Source organism: Streptomyces sp. PKU-EA00015, from assembly GCF_013387495.1.
Classification (GTDB): Bacteria; Actinomycetota; Actinomycetes; order Streptomycetales; family Streptomycetaceae; genus Streptomyces.
The window spans coordinates 1-24,109 of sequence record NZ_JABZEE010000009.1 but is presented as its reverse complement, the minus strand read 5'-3'; the positions used below and the strand labels follow the sequence as shown (position 1 = coordinate 24,109).

Below are 24,109 nucleotides of genomic sequence, written 5' to 3'. Positions count from 1 at the left end.
AACCCATGGCTCATCTGGGATCCAGACGTCGGCGCGCACTCGCGCTGCCCGCCGGTCTGGCGCTCACGGCCTCCCTCGGATTCCTGCCGGCGGGTACGGCGTCGGCAGCAATCACCGACGACGCCCCGGCAGCGGTCCAAACGGACGGTCCGAAGCTGTCCTACGTGGTCAACGTCACGGGCGGTCACGGCACCTCGAAGGCCGTCAAGAAGGCGATAGCCAAGGCCGGCGGGTCGATAGTCCACGCGTACGACCAGATAGGCGTCATCGTCGTCCACTCGCAGAACCCTGCGTTCGCGGAGACGATCCGTCAGGTCCGCGGTGTCGAGTCGGCCGGTGCCACGCGCACCGCCCCGCTGGCGCCCGTGGCCGACACGGCCATCGAGTCGGAGCGCCCGCTCACCGCCGAGGAGGCCAAGGCGGCGGCGGGCCAGGCGGAGGCGGGCCAGGACGCGCTCGAGCCGCTGCAGTGGGACCTGCCCGCCATCAAGGCGGACAAGGCGCACGAGAAGACGCTCGGCAGCAAGAAGGTCACGGTCGCGGTCATCGACACGGGTGTCGACGACACGCACCCGGACCTGGCGCCCAACTTCGACCGCGAGGCATCCGTCAGCTGTGTCGGCGGTGTGGCCGACACGGCGGACGGCGCCTGGCGCCCGGGCCCGACGGAGAGCGACCACGGCACGCACGTCGCGGGCACGATCGCGGCGGCGAAGAACGGCACCGGCATCACGGGTGTCGCGCCGGGCGTGAAGGTCTCCGGCATCAAGGTGTCCCAGCCCGACGGCTTCTTCTACACCGAGGCCGTCGTCTGCGGCTTCGTGTGGGCCGCCGAGCACGGTGTCGACGTGACCAACAACAGCTACTACACCGACCCGTGGCTGTTCAACTGCAAGAACGACGCCGACCAGAAGGCTCTGATCGAGTCGCACCGGCGCGCCATCCGGTACGCGGAGAGCAAGGGCGCGGTGAACGTCGCCGCCGCCGGCAACTCGCGGATGGACCTCGCGTCCGACGAGCTCACCGACACCTCGAGCCCGAACGACACCACGCCGGTCGAGCGCAAGGTCAACCCGGCCGAGTGCCTGGACATCCCGACGCAGATCCCGGGCGTGGTCACGGTCTCCGCGCTGGGCGCGAAGAACCTGAAGTCCTCGTACTCCAACTACGGCAACGGCGTCATCGACATCTCCGCCCCCGGCGGCGACGCCACCCGCTTCCAGGCGCCCGACGCGCCGGCCGTCGACGGCCGGATCCTGTCGACGCTGCCGGGCGGCGGCTTCGGCTACAAGGCCGGTACGTCGATGGCCTCCCCGCACGTCGCGGGTGTCGCCGCGCTGATCAAGTCGACGCACCCGTACGCGTCGCCGGCGATGGTGAAGGCCCTGCTCTCCGTGCAGGCCGACGACACCGCGTGCACCAACCCGTACGACATCGACAACAACGGGACGGTCGACGCGGTCTGCGAGGGCGACGAGAACGAGAACGGCTTCTACGGTGAGGGTGTCGCGGACGCTCTCGACGCCGTTCGCCGGTAATCACCTCTGATCCACCGCTTTTCGGGGCCCGGTGCGGATGTCCGCACCGGGCCCCTCCATGTGGCACTCGGTGCCATAGTGGCTGTATGGGTCAGACATCTTCGAGCGGTACGGCCGCTGCCTGGGCCGCTCTGGGCGGCGATCCCGCCCTGGTGGACCGCGTGACGTACGAGGGCCGGGGCGCGCTGCCGGCCCGTCTGCCGGTCATGGAACTCGCGCGTTCCACCGTGGCCGTGTGCTCGCTGGCCGCCGCGGAGCTCGCCGCCCGCCGCACCGGCGGCCCCGTCCCGGCGGTCCGGGTGGACGACGGCGCCGTGACGGCGGCGTTCCTCAGCGACCGGCTGGTGCGGGTTGACGGAGCGGCCCCGGTGACGTTCGCCCCGCTGTCCCGCTTCTGGCGCGCGGCCGACGGCTGGGTGCGGACGCACGCCAACTACCCGCACCACCGGGCCCGGTTGCTCGCCGCGCTCGGCCTGCCCGGCGACGCGGGCGAGGACGCCGTCGCGGCCGCCGTCGGGGAGCGGCAGGCACTGGACGTCGAGGAGACCGTGTACGCGGCGGGCGGCCTGGCCGTCGCCGCGCGCGGCCCGAAGGAGTGGGCCGGGCATCCGCAGGGCGCCGCCGCGGCCGCGCACCCGCTGCTGGCCGTGCGGCGTATCGGGGACGGCCCCGCACCGAGGGCGGCGGGCGGTTCGGCGGCCCTGCCCTGTGCGGGGCTGCGCGTGCTGGACCTGACCAGGGTGCTGGCGGGCCCGGTCGCGACCCGCACCCTGGCCCTGCTCGGCGCCGATGTGCTGAGGATCGACTCCCCCGGCCTGCCGGAGAGTCAGGAGGCCCACAGCGACACGGGCATGGGCAAGCGGTCCACCCGGCTCGACCTGGCCGTCGCCGCGGACCGGGACACGTTCGGGGAACTGCTCGCCTCCGCGGACGTGGTGGTGACCGGCTACCGGCCGGGCGCCCTGGACCGGTTCGGTCTCGCACCCGAGGAGCTCGCGGCCCGACGCCCCGGCCTGGTGGTGGCCCGGCTCTCGGCGTGGGGGCGGTACGGGCCGTGGGCGGGCCGGCGCGGTTTCGACAGCCTGGTCCAGGTCGCCTCCGGTATCGCGGAGAGGGAGGGCGACGGGGAGCGGCCGGGGGCACTTCCCGCGCAGGCCCTGGACCACGGCACCGGGTACCTGCTCGCCGCCGGAGTGCTGCGGGCGCTGAGCGAGCAGCACGGGACGGGCGGCGCGAGGCTGGTCGACCTGGCCCTCGCGCAGACGGCCGCGTGGCTGGTGAACGGCCTGGAGAAGACCCCGGACGCCGCCCCGGGCGAGTACGACGCCGAGCGGTGGCTCACCGAGACGGACAGCCCCATGGGCCGGCTGCGCCATGCCCTGCCTGCGGTCGCGTTCGACGGCGGCCCCGTCGACTGGGCCCGCCCGGCCGGGCTCTGGGGCACGGACACGCCCCGGTGGCGCGGCTGACGGCGTGCACGTTCATCTGGCCCGCGCGGCGGTGACGGGGCCGGGTGCTGCCGGGCAGGGGCGCCTCTGACGGCGGGCGGCACACGCGGTCCTGCGGGCGGAGGAAGAGCGCCCGCGGGCGCACGTGGCGTCAGACGCCCGCCGCGCCCAGCAGCGTCCCGGCCGCGTACGTCACCGCCATGGCCAGCGCCCCGCCGGCGGTGTTGCGCAGCACGGCGGGGCCCGGCTTCGCCGCACCCAGACGGGCGCTCCACCAGCCGGTGAGCGCGAGGGCCGCGAGCACCGACAGGACCGTGACGTACAGGCGGACCGAGGAGGGCGGCAGGACGATCGCGAGCAGCGGCAGCAACGCGCCCGCCGTGAAGGCGAGGAAGCTCACGCCCGCCGCGTGCCAGGGATTGGTCAGCTCGTCGGGGTCGATCCCGAGCTCCACGCGCGCGTGCGCGCGCAGGGCGTCCCGTTCGGTGAGCTGTTCGGCGGCCTCCCTGGCAACGTCGCGGGACAGGCCGCGCTCGGCCAACAGCTGGGTCAGCTCGTCGAGTTCGGCCTGGGGCTGCTCGCGCAGCTCGCGCCTCTCGACGGCGAGGGCGGCCTTCTCCGAGTCCCGCTGGGTGGACACGGAGACGTATTCGCCCGCGGCCATCGACATGGAGCCCGCGAGCAGTCCGGCGAGGCCCGCGGTGAGCAGGGTCCCGCGCGCGTCGGTCGCTCCGGCGACGCCGACGACGAGTCCGGCGGTGGAGACGACTCCGTCGTTGGCGCCGAGGACCGCGGCGCGCAGCCAGTTGAGACGCGTGCCGAGTCCGCCGCCGTGCGGTTCGTCGTGCGCCTGCTGCGAAGTCTGGTCACTCATTCCGGGAGCGTCTCACCCGAGCCGTGAACCGCGCCCGGGCAACCCGCCGGAACGGGGCGGCAGATCGGGCGGCGCCTGGTGCGAGGCGCCGGGAGCACGGGGCCATCCTGCGTTGTCGGTCCCGGCCCGTATTCTCTGTGACCATGCTCGACGACCGTACGACCGCAGCGACGACGTGGCCGACCGCGTACCCCGAGGGGTACGCGGTCGTCGACGTGGAGACCACCGGCCTGTTCCACTACGACCGGATAGTGTCCGCTGCCGTCTACCGCCTGGACTCCCGGGGCAACATCGAGGACCACTGGTACACCCTCGTCGATCCCGAGCGCGATCCCGGCCCGGTGGAGATCCACGGTCTGACGAGTGAGATGCTCCGCGGCGCGCCGCTCTTCGGTGACATCACCGGTGAGCTCACCGAGCGCCTGGAGGGCCGTGTCCTGGTGGCGCACAACGCCAAGTTCGACTGGGGCATGCTCGCCCGGGAGTACGCGCGCGCGGGGCGGACCGCGCCGACCCGGCAGCGTCTGTGCACCATCGCGCTCGCCAGGGAGCTCGCGCTGCCGCTGCCCAACTTCAAGCTGGAGACCCTCGCCGCGCACTACGGCGTCGTGCAGCAGCGGGCCCACCACGCGCTGGACGACGCGCGGGTGCTGGCCGAGGCGTTCCGGCCGAGTCTGCACTCGGCGGCGCGCGACGGCGTACGGCTGCCGCTGCTGGAGTGCCGCCCGCTGACCGAGTGGTCCGACACCCCGCCCGCCCCGCGTGTCGGCTACCAGCCGTCGTACGGGCGGAGCAGCTGGCGGCCGTCGCGCAGGCGTCCCCCGTGCCCCTACCCCAACCCGGGCAGGTACGAGCCGGGCGGGCAGCTGAAGCAGGGCATGCGGGTGGCGTTCTCCGGCGACACCTCCATAGAGCGCGAGTTGCTGGAGGACCGGGCGACCGAGGAGGGCCTGCACGTCGCCACGAGCGTGTCGCGGCTGACGAGCCTGCTGGTGACCAACGATCCGCACGCGTCGACGTCGAAGGCGGTCAAGGCCGCTTCGTACGGCACACCGGTCGTCGACGAGGCGGCGTTCACCCAGTTGTTGGGGCACGTGACCCCGGCGGCGGGCACGGCCGCGGCCACGGGAGGCGTCCCGGCGCCGGGGCGCCCGGCGGGCCTGCCCGAGCAGGGCTCGGACCGCGCGACGGAGCCGGAGACGGACCACGGAGCGGAGCAGGGAATGCTGCCGGGCATGGCACCCGCATCGGAGTGAACCCCGCGCGACTCGCCCGCCGCCCGCTCGCCCCCGCCCGCCTCGCGTCCCACCCTGTGGCGCATGGCACGTTGCGAGGTTTGCGGAAACGACTACGGCATGTCCTTCGAGGTGCACGCGCAGGGCGCGGTGCACGTCTTCGACTGCTTCTCCTGCGCCATTCACCGCATGGCGCCCATCTGTGAGCACTGCCGGGTCCAGATCATCGGCCAGGGCGTCGAGGCCGAGGGCCACTGGTACTGCGGCGCGCACTGCGCCCGCGCCGAGGGGAGGGCCGGCATCGTCGACAGGGTCTGACCCCGTCGTGCCCGGCAGCCGGGACGGGGCGCCACCGGGACCCCCCGTCCCGGCACCGGGGCACTACGGGTACGGTCGAAGCCGTGTACCGCTTCCTGTTGTCCCGGCAGTGGGTGATCCTCACCCTCATCGCCCTCGTTCTCATCCCCACGATGGTCGAGCTGGGCTTCTGGCAGTTGCACCGCCACGAGCGCCGCGTCGCGCAGAACTCCCTCATCGCCCGGAACCTGGACGCCGAGCCGGTGCCGGTGGCCGAGCTGACCTCCCCGGGGCACACGGTCCCGCGGGACGACTACTGGCGGCAGGTCACCGCGCAGGGCATGTTCGACCCGGCCCATGAGGTCGTCGTACGCCGCCGCACCAACGCCGACGACCGCGTCGGCTTCCATGTGCTGACTCCCCTGCTGCTGGCCGACGGCTCAGCGGTGCTCGTCAACCGCGGCTGGGTGCCGGCTGCCGCCGACCAGAAGGCGTTCCCCGAGGTGCCGACCACGCCCAAGGGCACCGTCACCGTCACGGGCCGGCTCAAGGCGGACGAGACGACCGGTGCGAGCGGGATCAAGGACCTGGCGGGTCTGCCGCCGCGCCAGGTGATGCTGATCAACAGCGGGCAGCAGGCGAAGCTGCTGGACCGCCCGGTGCTCGGCGGCTATCTGGAGCAGACGGAGCCGAAGCCGGCCGCGGCCGGCCCGGAACAGATCCCCGACCCCGACCACGACTCCATCGGCGCGCACATGGCGTATGCCGTCCAGTGGTGGCTGTTCGCCGCGGGCGTGCCCGTCGGCTGGGTGATCCTCGTACGGCGGGAGAAGCGGGACAGGGCGGCGGCGGTAGCGAACGGCACGCCGGAACCGGCCCACGCGGCTGCTTAGCGGCCAACCGGGCCGGGAACACGCCAGAGCGTGACCCAACGTATCGAGGACTACGCCCTCATCGGTGATCTGCAGACCGCGGCACTGGTCGGTGCGGACGGTTCGATCGACTGGCTGTGCCTGCCCCGCTTCGATTCCGCGGCCTGCTTCGCGGCGCTCGTCGGCAATGAGGAGAACGGGCACTGGCGCCTCGCCCCCAAGGGCGCCGTCCGGTGCACGAGTCGTCGATATGTCGATGAATCACTGGTGTTGGAGACGGTGTGGCGGACCCGTACCGGAACCGTCAAAGTGCTCGATTTCATGCCACAGCGGGATGAAGCCCCCGATGTGGTGCGCATCGTGGAAGGCGTCAGCGGCACCGTCGAGATGGCCTCCACCCTGCGGCTGCGTTTCGACTACGGCGACATCGTGCCCTGGATGCGGCGCGACGACGGCCACCGGGTCGCCGTGGCGGGTCCCGATTCCGTCTGGCTGCGCAGCGAACCGCAGGTGCACACCTGGGGCCAGCAGTTCAGCACCTGCTCGGCGTTCACGGTCGGGAAGGGTGAGAAGGTCGCCTTCGTCCTCACCTGGCACCCCTCGCACAAGCCGCGCCCCGCTCTGGTCGACCCCCACGAAGCGCTGCGCCACTGCCTGGAGGACTGGGCCGCGTGGTCGTCCCGGTGCCGGTACGAGGGCCCGTACCGGGAGGCGGTCCTGCGCTCGCTGATCACCCTCAAGGCGCTCACGTACGCACCCACGGGCGGCATCGTCGCCGCCCCGACGACATCGCTCCCCGAGGAGATCGGCGGTGTGCGCAACTGGGACTACCGCTTCTGCTGGCTGCGCGACTCCACCCTGACGCTCGGCGCCCTGCTCGCGGCGGGCTATCTCGACGAGGCCGCGGCCTGGCGCGACTGGCTGCTGCGCGCGGTGGCCGGCGACCCCGCCGACCTGCAGATCATGTACGGGCTCGCGGGCGAGCGCCGGCTGGCCGAGACGGAGCTGAGCTGGCTCGGCGGCTACGCCGGGTCCGTCCCGGTCCGCGTCGGCAACGACGCGGCCTACCAGCTCCAGCTCGACGTCTACGGCGAGGTCATCGACTCGCTCTTCCTGGCCAGGGGGGCGGGCCTGCAGGCCGAGCGGCACGCGTGGAACATCCAGTTGAGCCTCCTCGGGTTCCTGGAGTCGAAGTGGCGCGAACCGGACGAGGGGCTGTGGGAGGTGCGCGGGCCGCGCCGCCACTTCGTGCACTCCAAGGTCATGGCGTGGGTCGCGGCCGACCGCGCCGTACGCACTCTGGAGGCCGACCCGACGCTGCGCGGGGACGCCGCGCGCTGGCGTGCGATGCGCGACGAGGTGCACCGGGAGGTGTGCGAGAAGGGCTTCGACCCGGTGCGGAACACGTTCACGCAGTCGTACGGCTCGACGGGCCTGGACGCGGCGACGCTGCTGATCCCGCACGTCGGCTTCCTGCCCCCGGACGATCCCCGTGTCCTCGGCACGGTCAAGGCGGTGCAGGCCGAGCTCGGCAGCGGCCCGCTGGTGCGGCGCTACAGCACGGAGGGCGTCTCCGTCGACGGCCTGCCGGGCGGCGAGGGCGCGTTCCTGGCGTGCTCGTTCTGGATGACGGACGCGCTGTGCATGACAGGGCGTGCGGAGGAGGCACGCGAGATGTTCGAACGTCTGCTGGCGCTGCGCAACGACGTGGGTCTGCTGTCCGAGGAGTACGACCCGGTGGCCGGACGCCAGCTCGGCAACTTCCCCCAGGCGTTCAGCCATATCGGCCTGGTGCACACCGCCCTCGCGCTGGCTCGGCACAAGGCGGCAGGATAGGACCCATGGATCTTGGACTGAAGGACCGCGTCTACATCGTCACCGGCGCCTCCCGGGGGCTGGGCAACGCCTCCGCGCGGGCCCTGGTGGCCGACGGCGCGAAGGTCGTCATCACCGGCCGGGACGAGAAGACGGTCAAGGAAGCGGCTGCCGAACTGGGTCCGACCGCGGTGGGCCTGGCGGCGGACAACGCCGACCCGGCGGGCGCGGAGCGCCTGATAGCGGCGGCGCGGGCGCACTTCGGCCGCTTCGACGGCATTCTCATCAGCGTGGGCGGCCCGGCGCCGGGCTTCGTCGCGGACAACACGGACGAGCAGTGGCAGTCGGCGTTCGACTCGGTCTTCCTGGGCGCGGTGCGGCTGGCGCGGACCGCGGCGGCGGAACTGAACGAGGGCGGCGTGATCGGTTTCGTCCTCTCCGGGTCGGTCCACGAACCGATCCCCGGCCTGACGATCTCCAACGGCCTGCGGCCGGGTCTCGCGGGCTTCGCCAAGTCCCTCGCCGACGAACTGGGCCCGCGCGGCATCCGCGTGATCGGTCTGCTCCCGTCACGCATCGACACGGACAGGGTGCGGGAGCTCGACGCGCTGTCGGGCGACGCGGAGGCTGCGCGCGCGGGCAACGAGTCGCGGATTCCGCTGCGCCGCTACGGTACGCCGGCGGAGTTCGGCGCCGTCGCGGCGTTCCTGCTGTCGCCGGCGGCGTCGTACCTGACGGGCGTGATGCTCCCGGTGGACGGCGGGGCGCGGCACGGGTTCTGACGATCTCCCGAAGGGGACGCGAGGTGCGGGGGCGAAGCCTCCGCACCCCCTCATGTCACGCGCTGCGCCCTGTGCTTCGACACCCGCAGCCTCGCCTCGGTCGGCAGCGACGACAGTCCCGCCGACTCCCGCGCATGCGCCACCGCCTCGTCGGCCAGCCGGGACACCGTCTCGGCCGGAGCCGCATGGGGCTCCAGCTGCAGCAGGACCCGCGCCTGGGGAGCGCTCCGGCCGCGGCCCGTCAGCATGACCCGTGCGTGGGAGACGCCCTCCAGCGACTCCGCCTCCCCCGTCATCACGTTCTCCAGCGCCCGGCCGCGCAGCAGCGCGCCCTCTCCGTCGCCGGTGTCCACGAGGACCTCGGCGAGGCGGGCGCGGCGCAGCTGTGCGAGAAGCCACCACAGGGCGAGCAGCACCAGCAGGGCAAGGACGGCGATGACGACCGGCCACCACCAGCCCTCGTCCCGCCACCTCGTCCGGTCGGCATCGCTGAGCAGCACGTCGTGCTGTCCGCTCCAGGGCCACCACGAGGGCACGGACAGCCCGGCCCCGGCCGCCAGTACGGCGCCGCCCGTGCACACCAGCACCAGCCCGGCGAGTCCGAGCAGGCTCCGGTTGACCGTTCCGAGCATCCGTCTCACCCTTGCCCTCAGCGCTTCCCGGCCGGAGGCCGGCCGACGTGGACGGCCAGGGCCGGGGGTCTGGCCAGGCCCAGTTCCTTGATGCCGATTCCGAGCGCGGTGTCCAGATCGGCGCGTACGTCGTCGAGTTCGCGGAAGTGGGAGCGGGCACGCACCTTGGCCTTGGTGCGTCGCATCCGTACGCGTACGGACTGCACTCCGGACACCTCCATCGCGCGGTCGCGCAGCACGAGCGCCGCCGCCTGCCGGTCCAGCCCGGCCCGTACGTGCGCGCGGTCCCGCTGCATGGGCAGCACCCTGCGCAGCCCCGGCGTCACCGCGAGAACGATCAGCCAGACGCCGACGAGCACCACCGCTCCGGCGACCGCGAGGACCGCCACGTCCTCGAGACGCCATCGGTCGAGGTGGTCGGCCAGGGCTCGCCGCCAGTACATGGCGGGCCGGTCGGCCCGTACCGCGGCGACGTCGTAGAGCATCAGCCCCGATCCCGCGAGGACCACCAGGGCGAGCAGCGCGGCGGGGACGCGGCGCGCCGACCAGAAGCGCCCCGCCCTGCCGTGCTCCGTTTCCGCGGGGACCGGCGCGGGGTCGTAGGCCGCGGCGGAGACGGACTGGTCCAGTTCGCGGACGGGCCGGTGGGTCTGTTCGGGCTCGGTCATCGAATCCTCCCCTGCGCCGAGGAGTGCAGGCGCTCGACCTGCACCGCCACCTCGGGCACCTCCATCCCTGCCAACGTCCTTACCCTGTGGGCCACTTGACGACGCACCGCGCCGCACTGGCGGCCGATGTCACCTGGATAGTCGAGTTCGAGGCTGATACGGACCCGGGCCGTGTCGTGGTGGACGACGACCATCGCGTGCGGCGGCGAGACGCCCTCGGGCAGGCGCTCGAGCGCCTCCCGTGCCGCCTTCGCGGCGATCTTCGCCACGACGCGGTCGGCGATGGTCGTCGCCCCGCGTTCGGCGGGGGCAACACGATCGGCCGCCACGGCGCGTCACCGAGGCCCTACGCCACGATCGCGACCCCGGAAGAAGTCGCCGACCTCCAGATCTCCCTCGAGCAGCCTGCCCACCACAAAACCGACCGCTCCCAATGCGGCGACCAGCACGAACGCCCCGAATCCACCGAAGTACCCGGCGAATCCGAGCGCCATGCCGGCCACCATGCCGACCACGGCCATGCTCATTCTGAGCTCCTCTACTGGAGACGCTGCTCCGGCTCGTCCTCTTCCTCATCGGGCAGCTTGACGTCGCTCACGGCGATGTTGACCTCGACCACCTCCAGACCGGTCATCCGCTCGACAGCGGCGACCACGTTCTCCCGGACGTCGCGCGCGACATCGGCGATGGCGACGCCGTAGTCGACGACGATCTCCAGGTCCAGCGCCGTCTGCACCTCGCCGACCTCGGCCTTGACGCCTCGCGTCACGTTGGACCTGCTGCCGCCGCCGGGGACCCGGTCGCGTACGGCGCCGAACGTGCGGGAGATGCCGCTGCCCATCGTGTGGACGCCGACGACGTCCCGCGCGGCGAGTCCGGCGATCTTCTCCACGACACCGTCGGCGATCGTGGTGCGCCCGCGGACACCGGGGTCGACACGCTTGCCGATGGAGGTCCTGCGGGACGACGGCTCGCCGCCGCCGGCCGTTTCGTTCCCCGTGCTCTGGGGCCGGTTGCGCTCACCTGTCTCGGTCATCGTGGTTCCTTTCGGGTGGTGGTGACCTCCCTTTGCCCACATTAAGTGCGGTTTCCCCATCTCGCGCCGTGGATGCGGCAGGCTGGAGGAATGACGACTGCGGAAGCGATGCGGCGGATGCGACAGGTGCTGGGCCTCGGCAGGCTGGTGGCGCTCGGAGGGCCCGAGGACGGCACCTGGCTCGCTGAACGCGCGGCCGCGTCGGTGCTCGTCGAGGCCGCCGCGAAGGCGGTACGGGGGGCGGCGGTGACGCGGCTCGACGTGAGGCTCGTGGACCCCGCAGCGGCAGGCGAGCCCGCGGTGCCCCCTCCGCCGAGCGCTCTCCCGCCGGGGGCCCACCGGCTCGCGGCGGAGGTCGCGGTGTGGAGCGGGGAGCCGCTGCCGGCGGTGACGGCGGCCCTGCGGTCGGCGCTGGCCAGGGCGGCGGCGGACCGGCTGGGCCTGGTGGTCACCGAGGTGGATCTGCGTGTGGCGGCGCTGCCGGACAGTCCCCTGCCATCGGCTCCGGCCCATGTCCCCTCGCCCGTGACGCCCTCGGACGCGGCGGGTGAGGCCGCGGCGGCGACGGCGGGCGTGGCGTGCCTGACGGCGGAACTGGGCGGCGGCGCCGTGCACACGGCCGCGGACCGGGTACAGGTCGAAGTCGCCACGGCCGAGGGGTTCCGAGCGCTGGACGTGGGCCGTGCGGTGCGTGCGGCGGTGTCCGCCGCGCTCGCGGACGGCCGCCCGGTCGCGGTCCTGATCTCGTCGGTCGCCTGACGCCCCGTGGGCAGTACGCCGCACACCGGCCGTTCCCGAGGGCTCGGCCGGTGTGCGGCGTACGCGTGTGGTGCCCGGTCAGTCGCCGAGACCGGCGAGGTCCCGGAGCCTGCGGGCCTGGGCGGCGCGCTCGGCCGCGCGCTGCTCCTCGAAGGAGCGGCCCGAGGCGCCCTGGAGCAGGGCCTTGGTCTCGATCACTGCGTCGCGGGGCGCGGCCACGAGTGCGGCGGCGAGGTCCCGTACGGCGGCGTCCAGTTCGGCGCCGGGCACGACGAGGTTGGCCAGGCCGGTGCGCTCGGCCTCCTCCGCGTGGACGAACCGGCCGGTCGCGCAGATCTCGAGCGCGCGGGCGTAGCCGACGAGCGACACGAGGGGATGCGTGCCGGTGAGGTCCGGGACGAGTCCGAGGCTGGTCTCCCGCATGGCGAACTGGACGTCCTCGGCCACCACCCGCAGGTCACAGGCGAGGGCGAGCTGGAAACCCGCGCCGATCGCATGGCCCTGGACGGCCGCGATGGTGACGATGTCACTGCGCCGCCACCAGGTGAACGCTTCCTGGAACGCGTCGATGGCCGCGTCGACCTCTGCGTCGTTGCTGCGTGCGAGGTCGATGAACGACGGCTCGCCCTCGAAGCCCTCAGGGGTGAAGGCCTGCCGGTCGAGCCCCGCGGAGAAGGACTTGCCCTCACCCCGCAGCACCACGACACGCACGTCACCCGGGAGTGACCGGCCGGCCTGCGTCAATGCCCGCCACAGCGCGAAGTCCTGGGCGTTGCGCTTGTCCGGCTTGGTCAGGGTCACCGTGGCAACGGCGCCGTCGACGGTGAGTCGCACACCGTCCTTGTCGAGCACAGGGTCGAGCGAAGTCATGGGACGCCTCCGGTTCGGTGCAGTGGTGCCTACGAAGATAAGCGACTGCACAGTAACCACCCGGACCGGTCGGACGACCGCCCGGGTGGCCACCGCGGAACCGATGGGCCGAAGGAGTCCTTACGACGGGCTGTGTCAGGCCGAGGCGGCCTTCTTGCCCCTCGTCGCTCCGCCGCGTCCACGCAAAACGACTCCGGACTCACTGAGCATCCGATGGACGAATCCGTAGGAGCGGCCGGTCTCTTCGGCCAGCGCCCGGATGCTCGCACCGGAGTCGTACTTCTTCTTCAGGTCTGCCGCGAGCTTGTCGCGCGCGGCGCCGGTCACCCGGCTGCCCTTCTTCAGAGTCTCGGCCACCCGTGCCTCCTCATGGGAAGTGCGCTCTGGACTTCTCATGATCACCCCTCGCGGGCGTCCTGGCCACCCATTCGACAAGGTCAGTCCGGAACGCTTGGCCATGCGATATGCGGCCGCCATGACCGGAATCAATCCCTCCGGTCATACGAGAGGGAACGTATCGCCTGGCCGTCCGCGGAAATGCCTGGTCAGCGGGGCGGGGAGGGGTGCAGGCAGGCCGGGGGGCGGGCTGGGGCGGGCGGCGAGCCGCCACGCCGCGGTACGAGACGCCCTCACGCAGATGATGGATCACACGTAGGCCGAATGATCCATACGGAGTGGATCAACGGGCGCGCGCAGACACCCGCGCGGCCCGGCGAGCACGGAGGGACGCCCGAAGGCGCCCCCGCACGTCAGGCGAGCGCCACCAGGTCCGCGTAGTCAGCACCCCACAGGTCCTCGACGCCGTCCGGGAGGAGGATGATCCGCTCCGGCTCCAGGGCCTCGACCGCGCCCTCGTCGTGGGTGACGAGGATGACGGCGCCCTTGTACGTGCGCAGCGCGCCGAGGATCTCCTCGCGGCTGGCGGGGTCCAGGTTGTTGGTGGGCTCGTCGAGCAGCAGGACGTTGGCCGACGAGACGACCAGCGTGGCCAGCGCGAGACGGGTCTTCTCACCGCCGGAGAGCACCCCGGCCGGCTTGTCCACGTCGTCACCGGAGAAGAGGAACGAGCCGAGCGTCTTGCGGACCTCGACGAGATCGAGGTCGGGCGCGGCGGAGCGCATGTTCTCCAGGACGGTGCGGTCCGGATCGAGGGTCTCGTGCTCCTGGGCGTAGTACCCGAGCTTGAGGCCGTGGCCGGGGGTGACCTCGCCGGTGTCGGGCTTCTCGACACCGGCGAGGAGACGCAGCAGCGTCGTCTTGCCCGCGCCGTTGAGACCGAGGATGACGACGCGCGAGCCCTTGTCGATGGCGAGGTCGACGTCGGTGAAGATCTCGAGCGAGCCGTAGGACTTGGACAGGCCCTCGGCGGTCAGGGGCGTCCTCCCGCACGGTGCGGGCTCGGGGAAGCGCAGCTTGGCGACCTTGTCGGCGACCCGGATCTCCTCCAGTCCGGACAGCAGGCGCTCGGCACGGCGGGCCATGTTCTGCGCGGCGACCGTCTTCGTGGCCTTGGCCCGCATCTTGTCGGCCTGGGAGTTGAGGGCGGCGGCCTTCTTCTCGGCGTTCTGCCGCTCGCGCCTGCGGCGCTTCTCGTCGGCCTCGCGCTGCTGCTGGTAGAGCTTCCACCCCATGTTGTAGACGTCGATCACGGAGCGGTTGGCGTCGAGGTAGAAGACCTTGTTGACGACCGTCTCGACGAGGTCGACGTCGTGGGAGATCACGATGAATCCGCCGCGGTAGGTCTTCAGGTAGTCGCGCAGCCAGACGATGGAGTCGGCGTCGAGGTGGTTGGTGGGCTCGTCGAGGAGCAGGGTGTCGGCGTCCGAGAAGAGGATGCGGGCGAGCTCCACGCGGCGGCGCTGACCACCGGAGAGCGTGTGCAGCGGCTGCCCGAGGACCCGGTCGGGCAGGCCGAGGGCGGCGGCGATGGTGGCGGCCTCGGCCTCGGCGGAGTATCCGCCCTTGGTCAGGAACTCCGTCTCCTGGCGCTCGTACTGCTTGAGCGCCTTCTCCCGGGTCGCGCCCAGACCGTTGGCGATGCGGTCCTCGTTCTGGCGCATCTTGCGGATCAGGACGTCGAGGCCGCGGGCGGAGAGGATGCGGTCGCGGGCGAGGACGTCGAGGTCGCCGGTGCGGGGGTCCTGCGGGAGGTAGCCGACCTCGCCGGAGCGGGAGATCGTGCCGGCGGCGGGGACGCCCTCACCGGCGAGGCACTTGGTGAGCGTGGTCTTGCCCGCTCCGTTGCGGCCGACGAGGCCGATGCGGTCGCCCTTGGCGATACGGAAGGAGGCGGACTCGATGAGGACGCGCGCGCCGGCGCGCAGCTCGATACCGGATGCGGTGATCACGGGGGAAATACTCCAGGGCGGTTGGACGGCGGAAGGGACGGGCGAGCGACGCTTCGACGCCGTCTAATGCACAAGGAGAATTGCCATACGGCTCAGTCTAACGGGGCATGGCAAGTGCTTTTCCGGCTGCGGCCGCAGCCCGGACGATCGGTCCCGCGGGTCCGCGGCGTGCCGGGAGGGCCGCGACGCAGTGGCGGCGGAAGGGCGTACCAGGGTCGACCTGGATGGCCCGGTGCGACACGTTCGGCTGAGCCTTTCCACGCGGTGTTGACGTGCGGGGCCGACGCGGCCCGGGATTGTCGGTGGGCGGTGCCAGACTGAGACGCAGATCACCATCCTGTCGTCGAGCGAGTGAGGAGTGATCGGGATGACGCAGTCGCCGAGCATCTGTCCCACGCTGGTCTACAAGGACGCCAAGGCCGCGATCAGACAGCTCACCGAAGCCTTCGGCTTCACCGAACACGCGGTGTACGAGGACGAGGACGGCGGGGTGCTGCACGCCGAGCTGACATATGGAAACGGCATGGTGATGCTGGGCAGCAAGGGCACCGGGAGCGAGTTCGACAAGCTGATGCAGGGCGCGGGCCCGGCCGGGGTGTTCGTCCATGTCGACGACGTGGACGCGCATCACGGTACGGCGGTCGAGCACGGCGCCGAGATCGTCATGCCGCCGACCGATCAGGACTACGGGGCACGGGACTACATGGCCCGGGACGTCGAGGGCAACATCTGGAGCTTCGGCACGTACACACCGGGGGTGGCGGAGTCGTCGTAGCCCGCGCCGCCCCCGGGGTGCGTGTGACGCGTGTCAGACGCCGCCGGTGTGCACCTGGAAGGCAGCCCTCCGGACGGCCTTGGCCAGGGCCGGGTCCGGGTGCGCGGCGGCGAGGGCTACGAGGACCTGGACCGTACGGGGGTGGCCGCCGACCCGGACCTCCTCGATGAGCGCCGGGACGGTGCCCTGGATCGCGGAATCGAGGTGGCGCAGCAGCAGTTGGGGCTCACCGTGGTCCGCGACGGCGGCTGCGGTGTCCACCCAGAGCCAGGTGGCTTCCTCCCGGGTGAGGACCTCGGCGGCGTCCTCGGGATCGGCCCCCTCGTACTCGGCGAGCCACAGCAGGGCGTAGGGGCGCAGGGACGGTTCGACGGCGGCCGCGCGGACCTCGGGCTCGGCGGGGGCGCCGACGACACGGAGCGCCTCGAAGGCCAGTCCGCGCAGCAGGGCGTCCTCGCCCCGTGCGACGGCGAGGAGCTCGGCGACCGCGCTGGAGACGGTGCGGGCGGCGAGCCAGGCGCGGTATTCGGCGCGTGCGGGTCCGGGGGTGAGACGGGCGCATCCGCGGAGCATGTCCTCGGCGGACTGCTCGATGTTGCCCGCGGGGCTCTGGGCGGCGACGCAGATCTGCTCGAGTTTGACCCACACCGCCCAGTTGCCGAGGGGGGTGAGCGTGGCCTGGCCGCGCTCGAGAGTCAGGGCGCCGACGGCGGCGAGTCCTTCGAGGGCCCAGTCGAGCAGCACGGAGAGGGGGACGTCGTCGCCGTCGCCGTCGAGGGGGGCCCCGGGCTCCCCGGCGGTGGGCTGCGTCTCGCCGCGGGGGCCGTACGGGACCTCGCAGCGTTCCTCGCGCAGTTCGGCGACGCGCTGCTGCAGCAGATCGAGCAGGGCCGGTACGAGCACGGGGCCGGCCGAGAGCTGAAGGAGGGAGAGCACCTGGGGCACGGCCTCGACGACCTCGGCCACGACGGTGGGTGCGACGTCCTCGGGAGCGGGGTGCGCGAGCGACCATGCGTCGAACAGAGCGACCCAGCCGCGCAGCACGGCCATGTCGTCACGGTCCCAGGCGCGCAGCCGCCAACCGGGGCGTGCGGTGCCGCCGTGCAGTTCGATCAGACCGGCGAGGCGGGCGCGGTCCCAGCCCGCGCGGACCTGGTCCGGCGTCAGGTCCAGTTCGGCCGCGGCCCGTTCCCGCGCGCCGGCGACGGGTGGGGCGGTGGTCGGGTCGCCGCCGAAGCGTCCTTCGGGCAGGGACGCGGCGGCTCCCGCGGCGGCCCAGCGGGCGATGCGTACGGCGTCGGCGAGGACCGCGCGGGCCTGTCGTGCCAGCTCGGCGGGGGCGGGCGTGCCCTCCGGCGGACGGGGCGCCGGACGGGTGCGCCGGGTCGTCACGGCCCGTCGTGCGGTGGCCAGGGATCGCGGGCGGACAAGACGGAGTCTGGAGTTGCGCGCCAATTGCTCATCAGGCTTTCGGGACGTCACGGGGAGCAGTCTTCCCGCTGACGGCCCGAAAGCCCAAACGGAGGGCGGGAGGCCGGGCCGGACACGGCTCTCGCCTGCGGTTACATGAGAGGGGTGAGGAAGCGGCGGAGGGCCTCCTCGTACGCCTTGGGGTCGGCGTTCCACATCGCCGCGTGCGGGGCGCCGGGCACGGTGTGCAGGCCGATCAGACCGGGGCGTTCGTCCGCCAGTCGGCGCGAGTACCGCCAGGGGGCGATGGTGTCGTCCGGCCCGTGGAAGATCAGCACCGGGACGCGGACGGCCGACGGGTCGGCGGCCTCGGCGATCCGGTCGCCGTGCGGACCGGTGCGGCCGAGGGCGGCGCGCACGGCGAGGGGGAGCAGCGGGCCCGGGGTGTGCCGGGCGCCGGCCAGGGCGCGCAGGGTCGTCTCCCAGTCGAGGACCGGCGAGTCCAGCACGAGTCCGCTGATGCGGTCGCGCAGGCCGGAGTTGGCGGCGGCCCGCAGCGCCATCGCCGCGCCGGTCGACCAGCCGTGGACGATGACGCGCTCGGCGCCGTGCCGCACGGCGTGCCGTACGGCCGCGTCCAGGTCGCGCCACTCGGAGTCCCCGAGGTGGCTCAGGCCGTCCGGCGGGCGGGGAGCGCCCTTGTCACCGCGGTAGGCGAGGTTCAGCACGGGGAACTGCTGGTCGCGCAGGAAGGGGAGCAGGTTCAGCGGGTGCTCCCGGGTCGTGCCGATGCCGTGAACCGTGATCACCCAGGTGGAGCGCTTGCCGGGGACGAACCATGCCGGGAGGGCGCCGAGTTCGCCGGGGACGAGGACGTCGGCGTGCGGGATGCCGAGGGCGTCGGCCGGGTCGCCGCTGTGCACCTGCGGGGTGAAGCGGACCCGGCTGCCGGGGCGGAGGCCGCCTGCGACGACGCGCTCCAGGCGGCGTACCACGGTGTCCGCGGAGTGCGTGACGTCGTCGAGGACGGGGCCGACGACGGCGTGGACGCCGGAGCCCTCCAGCCCGTAGGTCCCCCGTCGCAGGGAGGCGAGGCTGCGCGTGAGCGTCACGCGGCCGGAACCGGTCCCGTGGACGGTGAGTCTCGGGTCGCCCGGGAGGGGGCGGGATGCTCCCAAGGCGGCGCTGCTCGCGTGGCGGCCGGCGGCGACCGTGGCCGCGCCGACGCCGATGAGTGTGGTGACGGCTGCTGCCGTCGCTGTAGCGGGGCGCACGGGTCCAGTGTCGGCGTGGGCGGGCGGGGGTGCCAGTGGGCACGGTGGGGGCCGCTCGCACGGGGGCGTGTCCCCCGGCGCTTGAAGCGCCGGGGGCCGGGAGGAGGGCCGGTCAAGGGGCGTCGCGGTGGGGCTGGCCGTAGGTGTGGAGCCGGGCGGCCGCTGCCGAGAGTTCCGCTTCGGAGAGGAGGCGGGGGGTCAGCGACGGGAGCGAGGACGCCTTCAGCCAGACCTGGCACATCCATTCCAGCTGGGCCGTGCGGTCGTACGCCTGGGGCAGGGTCGCCCCGTAGGCGACGGTTCCGTGGTTCTGGAGGAGGCAGGCCGTGCGCTCGCGCAGGGCCATGAGCATGTTGCGGGCCAGTTCGGGTGTGCCGTACAGCGCGTAGGGCGCCACGCGGACCGGGCCGCCGAGGGCCGCCGTCATGTAGTGGACCGGCGGCAGCTCGGGCACCAGCGTGGAGACGGCGGTGGCGTGTACGGCGTGGGTGTGCACGACGGCCCCGGCCGGCGTGCTGCGGTAGACCTCCAGGTGCAGCGGCAGCTCGCTGGTGGGGGCGAGTGTGCCGATGACCTGATGGCCGTCGAGGTCGACGGCGACGGTGTCGTCGGGTCCGAGCCGGTCGTAGGGCACCCCGCTCGGGGTCACGAGCACAAGGTCGCCGACGCGGACGGAGACGTTGCCGGACGTGCCGACCACGAGACCCTCCGCCGCGGTTCTGCGGGCCGTCGTGACGACGTCCTGCCAGGCCCGTTCGATCGTGTCCGTCTCCGCGTGATCCGTCATGCGGAGATCCTGTCAGGCGCGCTTCTCGGGGGGTTGGGCGACGGAGTGTGTTCGAGTGGATGCCGGGTGCTGTCGCAAGGCCCGAAAAGGGGCAAGCGGAATGCTCGGTACCTACTTACGGACACCGCAGGGCCGGGCCCAGTTCATCTTCCGTTCACCCAGGTTGCCTACGGTCGGCGCGTCAATGACGTCAAACGATTGCCTGGGTAAATGGAACACATCACGCTGCTGCTCGCGATTGTGATCGTGACAGCTCTCGTGTTCGATTTCACGAACGGTTTCCACGACACCGCCAACGCGATGGCGACGACCATCTCGACCGGCGCCCTGAAGCCCAAGACCGCGGTGGCCATGTCCGCCGTTCTGAATCTCGTCGGCGCTTTCCTGTCCGTGGAGGTCGCCAAGACGATCTCCAGTGGCCTCGTCGACGAATCAGGCATCTCACCTGAAGTCATCTTCGCGGCGCTCGTCGGCGCCATCCTCTGGAACCTGCTGACCTGGCTCATCGGTCTGCCGTCCAGCTCCTCGCACGCCCTGATGGGCGGCCTCGTCGGTGCCACCGTCGCGTCCGTCGGTTTCGACGCGGTCAACGGCGGCGTCGTCGTCACCAAGGTGCTGATCCCCGCGGTCGCCGCGCCGCTCGTGGCCGGTGTCGCCGCGTTCCTGGCCTCCCGGCTGACCTACAGGATCGGCCGGAACGCCGACCCGAAGGCCACCGCCAAGGGCTACCGCGCCGGCCAGATCGCGTCCGCCGGTCTCGTCTCGCTGGCGCACGGCACCAACGACGCGCAGAAGACGATGGGCATCATCACCCTGGCCCTGGTCGCCGGGAACGTCATCGCCCCCGGCTCCAACCCTCCCCTGTGGGTCATCGTCTCCGCCGGTGTCGCCATCGCCCTCGGCACCTACCTCGGCGGCTGGCGCATCATCCGCACCATGGGCAAGGGCCTGACCGACCTCCAGCCGCAGCAGGGCTTCGCCGCCCAGACCGGCGCGGCGAGCGTCATCCTCGCCTCCTCCAACCTCGGCTTCTCCCTCTCGACCACCCACTCGTGCTCCGGCGCGGTGATGGGCGCGGGTCTCGGCCGCAAGGGCGGTGTGGTCCGCTGGTCCACCGCGACCCGGATGTTCGTCGCCTGGGGCCTGACCCTGCCGGCCGCCGGTCTGGTCGCCGCGGGTTCGGAGTTCGTCACCCAGCAGGGTGACTGGGGCGTCGCGGCCGTCGCGGTCTTCCTGGTCGCGTCCTGCGCCGCGATCTGGTTCGTCTCCCGCCGCCAGGTCGTCGACCACACCAACGTCAACGACACCGAGGACGTCGAGCCCGCCGGCGTCGTCACCACCGCCATCGCGGCTGTCACCCCGCCGCCCGCGGGCGAGCTCAAGACCACCATCCCGGCCCCGGCCGAGCCCGAGCCGGCCCGTCCGGCCACGGTGTAAGGAATCATCAGCATGAAGATCGACTGGGCAGCTCTCGGCTCCGTGTTCGGCGTGAGCCTCGTCGCCACCGTCGCCCTGGTGGGCCTGTTCACCCTGGGCATCGTGGGCCTGACCAAGCACGAGGCGGCGGCCGCCGACGGCGGATCGGCCACCATGGTCCGCACCGGCGCCTACGCCTGCTTCGCCCTGTGCGCCGCTGCCGTGGCGTACGGCATCTATCTGATCGTCACCTGACTCCCCTCCGAGTCCTTTCGTCCGCTGACGACGCAGACCCGCCCGGAGCCGGGCCTGAGGCACCCCGCGTGCCTCCGGCCCGGCTCCGGCGTGTCCGGGGTGTGGGGCTTCGCACACTGCCCCTCCGCAGGTCAAGGGTGAGTTGACGGGCGTTCGCGGCGCGTGGTGGACTGCCGGGGCCATCTACGGCGGCAGAAGAGGAAGTCCGGTGCGAATCCGGCGCGGTCCCGCCACTGTCACCCGGGAAGATCACACCCCGGGGAGCCAGGAACTCTCGCCGCCGGTCACGTCGAACCAGGGCGCGGACCCTGAGTGAGGACTCGTCGCATGCCCGGCTGCCGTTCAGCCCTGTCCGTCGGACCCCGCCTGCGGGATCACTGACCCCGTGCGTGCCGACCGTGTATTCGTGTACGGCGCCACCGCGGGCCTCGTCGTCGACCAGCTCGTCGGCGACCCCCGCCGCGGGCACCCCGTCGCCGCCTTCGGGAGGGCCGCGGGCGCCGTCGAGCGACTGCTGTGGCGTGACCACCGGGGCCGGGGCGCCCTGCACACGGCCCTCTGCGCCGGCGGCGCAGTCGCCGTGGGCGCGCTGGCGTCCCGTGCCGTGCGCCGCTCCCCCGTCGCGTCCGTCGCCCTGACCGCCGCCGCCACCTGGGCCGTGATCGGAGGCACCACGCTCGGCCGGGAGGCGCGCCTCGTCGGCGAGGCGCTGGCCACAGGGGACGTCGAGGCGGCCCGCGCGCGGCTCCCCCATCTGTGCGGGCGCGACCCGCAGTCCCTGGACGAGCAGCAGATCGCCCGCGCCGTCGTCGAGTCGGTCGCCGAGAACACGTCGGACGCCGTCGTCGGCGCCCTGGTGTGGGGCGCTGTCGCGGGCGTTCCCGGGCTCCTCGGCTTCCGTGCCGTGAACACGCTGGACGCCATGGTCGGCCACAAATCGCCGCGCCACCGGCGCTACGGCTGGGCCTCGGCACGCCTCGACGACGTGGCGGGCTGGCCCGGCGCACGGCTCACCGCGGTACTCGCCGCGATCGCGGGTCCCGACCCGCGGGGGGCGGTACGCGCCTGGCGGGCCGACGCGGCGAAGCACCCGAGCCCCAACGCGGGCCCGGTGGAGGCGTCGTTCGCGGGGGCGCTCGGCGTCCGGCTGGGCGGGACACTGTCGTACGGCGGCCGCGTCGAGCACCGGCCGGTGCTCAACGGAACCGGCCGGGCCGTGGAGTTCGGGGACATCGGGCGGGCCGTGCGGCTGTCGCGGCGGATCGGCGTGCTGACGCTCGCGACGTGCGCGGGCGCGCGACTGGCCTGGGGGGCCATGAGGGGGAGGCGTACATGAGCGGCGGCGGACTGCTGGTCGCGGGGACCACGTCGGACGCGGGCAAGAGCGTCGTGACCGCCGGGATCTGCCGGTGGCTGGTGCGGCGGGGGGTGAAGGTCGCGCCCTTCAAGGGCCAGAACATGTCGCTGAACTCGTTCGTGACGCGCGAGGGCGCGGAGATCGGGCGGGCCCAGGCGATGCAGGCCCAGGCGGCCCGTGTGGAGCCGACCGCGCTGATGAACCCGGTGCTGCTCAAGCCCGGCGGCGACCGCTCCAGCCAGGTCGTCCTGATGGGGAAGCCCATCGGCGAGATGAGTGCGAAGGGCTACCACGGGAACCGGCAGCGCGAGCTGTTCGAACCGGTCATGGCGTGCCTGGAGGAGCTGCGGGGCACGTATGACGCCGTGATCTGCGAGGGGGCGGGCAGTCCGGCCGAGATCAACCTGCGGCGCACGGACATCGTGAACATGGGCATCGCGCGGGCCGCGCGGCTGCCCGTCCTCGTGGTCGGGGACATCGACCGCGGCGGGGTGTTCGCGCAGTTCTTCGGGACGACGGCACTGCTCGCGCCGGAGGACCAGGCACTTGTCGCCGGCTATCTGGTCAACAAGTTCCGCGGGGACGTGACGCTGCTGGAGCCCGGGCTCGACATGCTGCACGCGCTCACCGGGCGGCGGACGTTCGGCGTCCTGCCGTACGCGCACGGGCTCGGCATCGACGAGGAGGACGGCCTGAGGGTGTCCCTTCGCGGCGCGGTCCGCGAGTCGGTCGTCGCTCCGCCGGTCGGCGAGGACGTGCTGCGGGTCGCGGTGTGCGCGGTGCCGCTGATGTCGAACTTCACCGACGTCGACGCGCTGGCCGCCGAACCGGGCGTCGTCGTCCGGTTCGTGGACCGGCCCGAGGAACTGGCCGACGCCGACCTGGTGGTCGTCCCCGGCACGCGCGGCACGGTGAAGGCGCTGGCGTGGCTGCGGGAACGCGGGCTGGCGCAGGCCCTGGTCCGGCGCGCGGCGGAGGGCAGGCCGGTGCTCGGCATCTGCGGTGGTTACCAGGCGCTGGGCGAACGCATCGAGGACGACGTCGAGTCGAAGGCGGGCGAGGTCGAAGGGCTCGGGCTGCTGCCGGTACGGGTGCGGTTCGCGCGGGAGAAGACCCTCGCGCGCCCCGTCGGCGAGGCGCTCGGCGAGCGGGTGGAGGGGTACGAGATCCACCACGGCGTCGCCGAGGTGCTGGGCGGGGAGAGGTTCATCTCCGATGACCGAGGATCCAGCATCTCCGATGACCGAGGATCCAGCACCTCCGATGACCGGGGCCCCGGCCCGGAAGGCTGCCGGGTCGGGTCCGTGTGGGGCACGCACTGGCACGGCTCGCTGGAGAGCGACGGCTTCCGCCGGGCGTTCCTGCGGGAGGTCGCCGCGCAGGCGGGCCGCCGGTTCGTGCCGGCGCCGGACACGAGCTTCGGCGCGCTGCGCGAGGAGCAGTTGGACCGCCTCGGGGATCTGATCGAGGAGCACGCGGACACGGACGCGCTGCTGCGGCTGATCGAACAGGGCCCGCCTGCCGGGCTGCCGTTCGTCCCACCGGGTGCGCCGTGAGCGCCATGGGCGCCTGCGGCGCGCTTGTTCCCCACCCCGCCCTCCCCCAACGGCCTGGCGGCCGTGGGAGGGCCCCCTGCCTGCGCCCTGCGGGCGTGGGGGACC

25 protein-coding genes and 1 riboswitch are annotated in these 24,109 nt (G+C 72.8%); of the genes, 13 read left to right on the top strand and 12 right to left on the bottom strand.

The window, feature by feature from the left end; all coding sequences use genetic code 11:
- The first annotated feature begins 5 nt into the window (after positions 1-5).
- Together HW130_RS09115 and HW130_RS09110 are read left to right on the top strand one after the other, a co-directional pair.
- A complete protein-coding gene (locus tag HW130_RS09115) occupies positions 6-1,538 on the top strand; it encodes a S8 family serine peptidase (protein ID WP_177148947.1) in 1,533 nt (510 codons plus the stop codon).
- Positions 1,539-1,624: 86 nt separating this feature from the next.
- Positions 1,625-3,007: a CoA transferase gene (locus tag HW130_RS09110; protein WP_177148946.1), complete on the top strand. Its 1,383-nt coding sequence runs from the start codon at positions 1,625-1,627 to the stop codon at positions 3,005-3,007.
- 130 nt (positions 3,008-3,137) lie between these two features.
- On the opposite strand, the gene HW130_RS09105 is transcribed toward HW130_RS09110, so the two are convergent.
- The gene (locus HW130_RS09105) at positions 3,138-3,860 is read right to left on the bottom strand and encodes a VIT family protein (RefSeq protein ID WP_177148945.1); all 723 of its coding nucleotides are present in this window, start codon (positions 3,858-3,860) and stop codon (positions 3,138-3,140) included.
- A 143-nt stretch (positions 3,861-4,003) separates the two neighbouring features.
- Between HW130_RS09105 and HW130_RS09100 the strand changes: the two genes are divergently transcribed.
- From HW130_RS09100 to HW130_RS09080, 5 genes are all read left to right on the top strand, one after another.
- On the top strand, positions 4,004-5,116 hold the full coding sequence (locus tag HW130_RS09100; protein ID WP_177148944.1) for a DEDDh family exonuclease: 1,113 nt from the start codon (positions 4,004-4,006) through the stop codon (positions 5,114-5,116).
- Positions 5,117-5,179: 63 nt separating this feature from the next.
- A complete protein-coding gene (locus HW130_RS09095; protein ID WP_005319131.1) occupies positions 5,180-5,413 on the top strand; it encodes a hypothetical protein in 234 nt (77 codons plus the stop codon).
- Between the two features lie 83 nt (positions 5,414-5,496).
- Positions 5,497-6,285: an SURF1 family protein gene (locus HW130_RS09090; RefSeq protein ID WP_177148943.1), complete on the top strand. Its 789-nt coding sequence runs from the start codon at positions 5,497-5,499 to the stop codon at positions 6,283-6,285.
- Positions 6,286-6,315: 30 nt separating this feature from the next.
- Complete coding sequence (locus HW130_RS09085) at positions 6,316-8,100, top strand: glycoside hydrolase family 15 protein (protein ID WP_177148942.1); 1,785 nt, start codon at positions 6,316-6,318, stop codon at positions 8,098-8,100.
- Positions 8,101-8,105: 5 nt separating this feature from the next.
- Positions 8,106-8,861 carry an SDR family oxidoreductase gene (locus HW130_RS09080; RefSeq protein WP_177148941.1) on the top strand — a complete coding sequence of 252 codons (756 nt, stop codon included), beginning with the start codon at positions 8,106-8,108 and terminating at the stop codon, positions 8,859-8,861.
- A 50-nt stretch (positions 8,862-8,911) separates the two neighbouring features.
- Here HW130_RS09080 and amaP read toward each other — a convergent pair whose 3' ends face one another.
- The 5 genes from amaP to HW130_RS09055 are packed head-to-tail and all read right to left on the bottom strand — an operon-like array spanning position 8,912 to position 11,197.
- The gene (amaP, locus tag HW130_RS09075; protein ID WP_177148940.1) at positions 8,912-9,493 is read right to left on the bottom strand and encodes an alkaline shock response membrane anchor protein AmaP; all 582 of its coding nucleotides are present in this window, start codon (positions 9,491-9,493) and stop codon (positions 8,912-8,914) included.
- A gap of 17 nt (positions 9,494-9,510) precedes the next feature.
- Complete coding sequence (locus HW130_RS09070; RefSeq protein WP_177148939.1) at positions 9,511-10,161, bottom strand: DUF6286 domain-containing protein; 651 nt, start codon at positions 10,159-10,161, stop codon at positions 9,511-9,513.
- A complete protein-coding gene (locus tag HW130_RS09065) occupies positions 10,158-10,490 on the bottom strand; it encodes a hypothetical protein (RefSeq protein ID WP_177148938.1) in 333 nt (110 codons plus the stop codon). The genes HW130_RS09070 and HW130_RS09065 overlap by 4 nt, the downstream gene beginning before the upstream one ends.
- Positions 10,491-10,496: 6 nt before the next feature.
- Positions 10,497-10,688, bottom strand: coding sequence for a hypothetical protein (locus HW130_RS09060; RefSeq protein WP_177148937.1), 192 nt, complete (start codon positions 10,686-10,688; stop codon positions 10,497-10,499).
- 11 nt (positions 10,689-10,699) lie between these two features.
- Entirely contained in the window at positions 10,700-11,197 is a 498-nt protein-coding gene (locus tag HW130_RS09055) for an Asp23/Gls24 family envelope stress response protein (protein ID WP_177148936.1), read from the bottom strand.
- Between the two features lie 90 nt (positions 11,198-11,287).
- On the opposite strand from HW130_RS09055, the gene HW130_RS09050 reads away from it, so the two are divergent.
- Positions 11,288-11,956, top strand: a complete 669-nt coding sequence (locus HW130_RS09050) for a hypothetical protein (RefSeq protein ID WP_177148935.1) — start codon at positions 11,288-11,290, stop codon at positions 11,954-11,956.
- Positions 11,957-12,034: 78 nt separating this feature from the next.
- Here the strand turns inward: HW130_RS09050 and HW130_RS09045 are convergent, their stop codons facing one another.
- The 3 genes from HW130_RS09045 to abc-f form a co-directional block, all read right to left on the bottom strand.
- Positions 12,035-12,826, bottom strand: a complete 792-nt coding sequence (locus HW130_RS09045) for an enoyl-CoA hydratase/isomerase family protein (protein ID WP_177148934.1) — start codon at positions 12,824-12,826, stop codon at positions 12,035-12,037.
- Positions 12,827-12,961: 135 nt separating this feature from the next.
- Positions 12,962-13,183 (bottom strand): helix-turn-helix domain-containing protein, encoded by a 222-nt coding sequence (locus tag HW130_RS09040; protein ID WP_005319113.1) that lies wholly within the window; start codon positions 13,181-13,183, stop codon positions 12,962-12,964.
- A gap of 392 nt (positions 13,184-13,575) precedes the next feature.
- Entirely contained in the window at positions 13,576-15,174 is a 1,599-nt protein-coding gene (gene abc-f / locus HW130_RS09035; protein ID WP_177148933.1) for a ribosomal protection-like ABC-F family protein, read from the bottom strand.
- Positions 15,175-15,541: 367 nt separating this feature from the next.
- Here abc-f and HW130_RS09030 point away from each other — a divergent pair, with 367 nt between their 5' ends.
- The gene (locus HW130_RS09030) at positions 15,542-15,949 is read left to right on the top strand and encodes a VOC family protein (protein WP_177148932.1); all 408 of its coding nucleotides are present in this window, start codon (positions 15,542-15,544) and stop codon (positions 15,947-15,949) included.
- A gap of 33 nt (positions 15,950-15,982) precedes the next feature.
- On the opposite strand, the gene HW130_RS09025 is transcribed toward HW130_RS09030, so the two are convergent.
- The 3 genes from HW130_RS09025 to HW130_RS09015 all read right to left on the bottom strand — a co-directional run bounded on the left by HW130_RS09025 (position 15,983) and on the right by HW130_RS09015 (position 19,420).
- Entirely contained in the window at positions 15,983-17,431 is a 1,449-nt protein-coding gene (locus HW130_RS09025) for a hypothetical protein (protein WP_375256518.1), read from the bottom strand.
- An 80-nt stretch (positions 17,432-17,511) separates the two neighbouring features.
- The gene (locus HW130_RS09020; protein ID WP_177148931.1) at positions 17,512-18,633 is read right to left on the bottom strand and encodes an alpha/beta fold hydrolase; all 1,122 of its coding nucleotides are present in this window, start codon (positions 18,631-18,633) and stop codon (positions 17,512-17,514) included.
- 112 nt (positions 18,634-18,745) lie between these two features.
- Positions 18,746-19,420 (bottom strand): class II aldolase/adducin family protein, encoded by a 675-nt coding sequence (locus tag HW130_RS09015; protein ID WP_177148930.1) that lies wholly within the window; start codon positions 19,418-19,420, stop codon positions 18,746-18,748.
- 210 nt (positions 19,421-19,630) lie between these two features.
- Between HW130_RS09015 and HW130_RS09010 the strand changes: the two genes are divergently transcribed.
- The 4 genes from HW130_RS09010 to HW130_RS08995 all read left to right on the top strand — a co-directional run bounded on the left by HW130_RS09010 (position 19,631) and on the right by HW130_RS08995 (position 24,004).
- Positions 19,631-20,857, top strand: a complete 1,227-nt coding sequence (locus HW130_RS09010) for an inorganic phosphate transporter (protein WP_177148929.1) — start codon at positions 19,631-19,633, stop codon at positions 20,855-20,857.
- 12 nt (positions 20,858-20,869) lie between these two features.
- Complete coding sequence (locus tag HW130_RS09005) at positions 20,870-21,091, top strand: hypothetical protein (protein WP_177148928.1); 222 nt, start codon at positions 20,870-20,872, stop codon at positions 21,089-21,091.
- 157 nt (positions 21,092-21,248) lie between these two features.
- Positions 21,249-21,385, top strand: a riboswitch (cobalamin riboswitch).
- Between the two features lie 91 nt (positions 21,386-21,476).
- Positions 21,477-22,427, top strand: a complete 951-nt coding sequence (locus tag HW130_RS09000; protein WP_177148927.1) for a cobalamin biosynthesis protein — start codon at positions 21,477-21,479, stop codon at positions 22,425-22,427.
- Positions 22,424-24,004, top strand: coding sequence for a cobyric acid synthase (locus tag HW130_RS08995; protein ID WP_177148926.1), 1,581 nt, complete (start codon positions 22,424-22,426; stop codon positions 24,002-24,004). Before HW130_RS09000 ends, HW130_RS08995 begins: the two co-directional genes overlap by 4 nt.
- Positions 24,005-24,109: the final 105 nt, after the last annotated feature.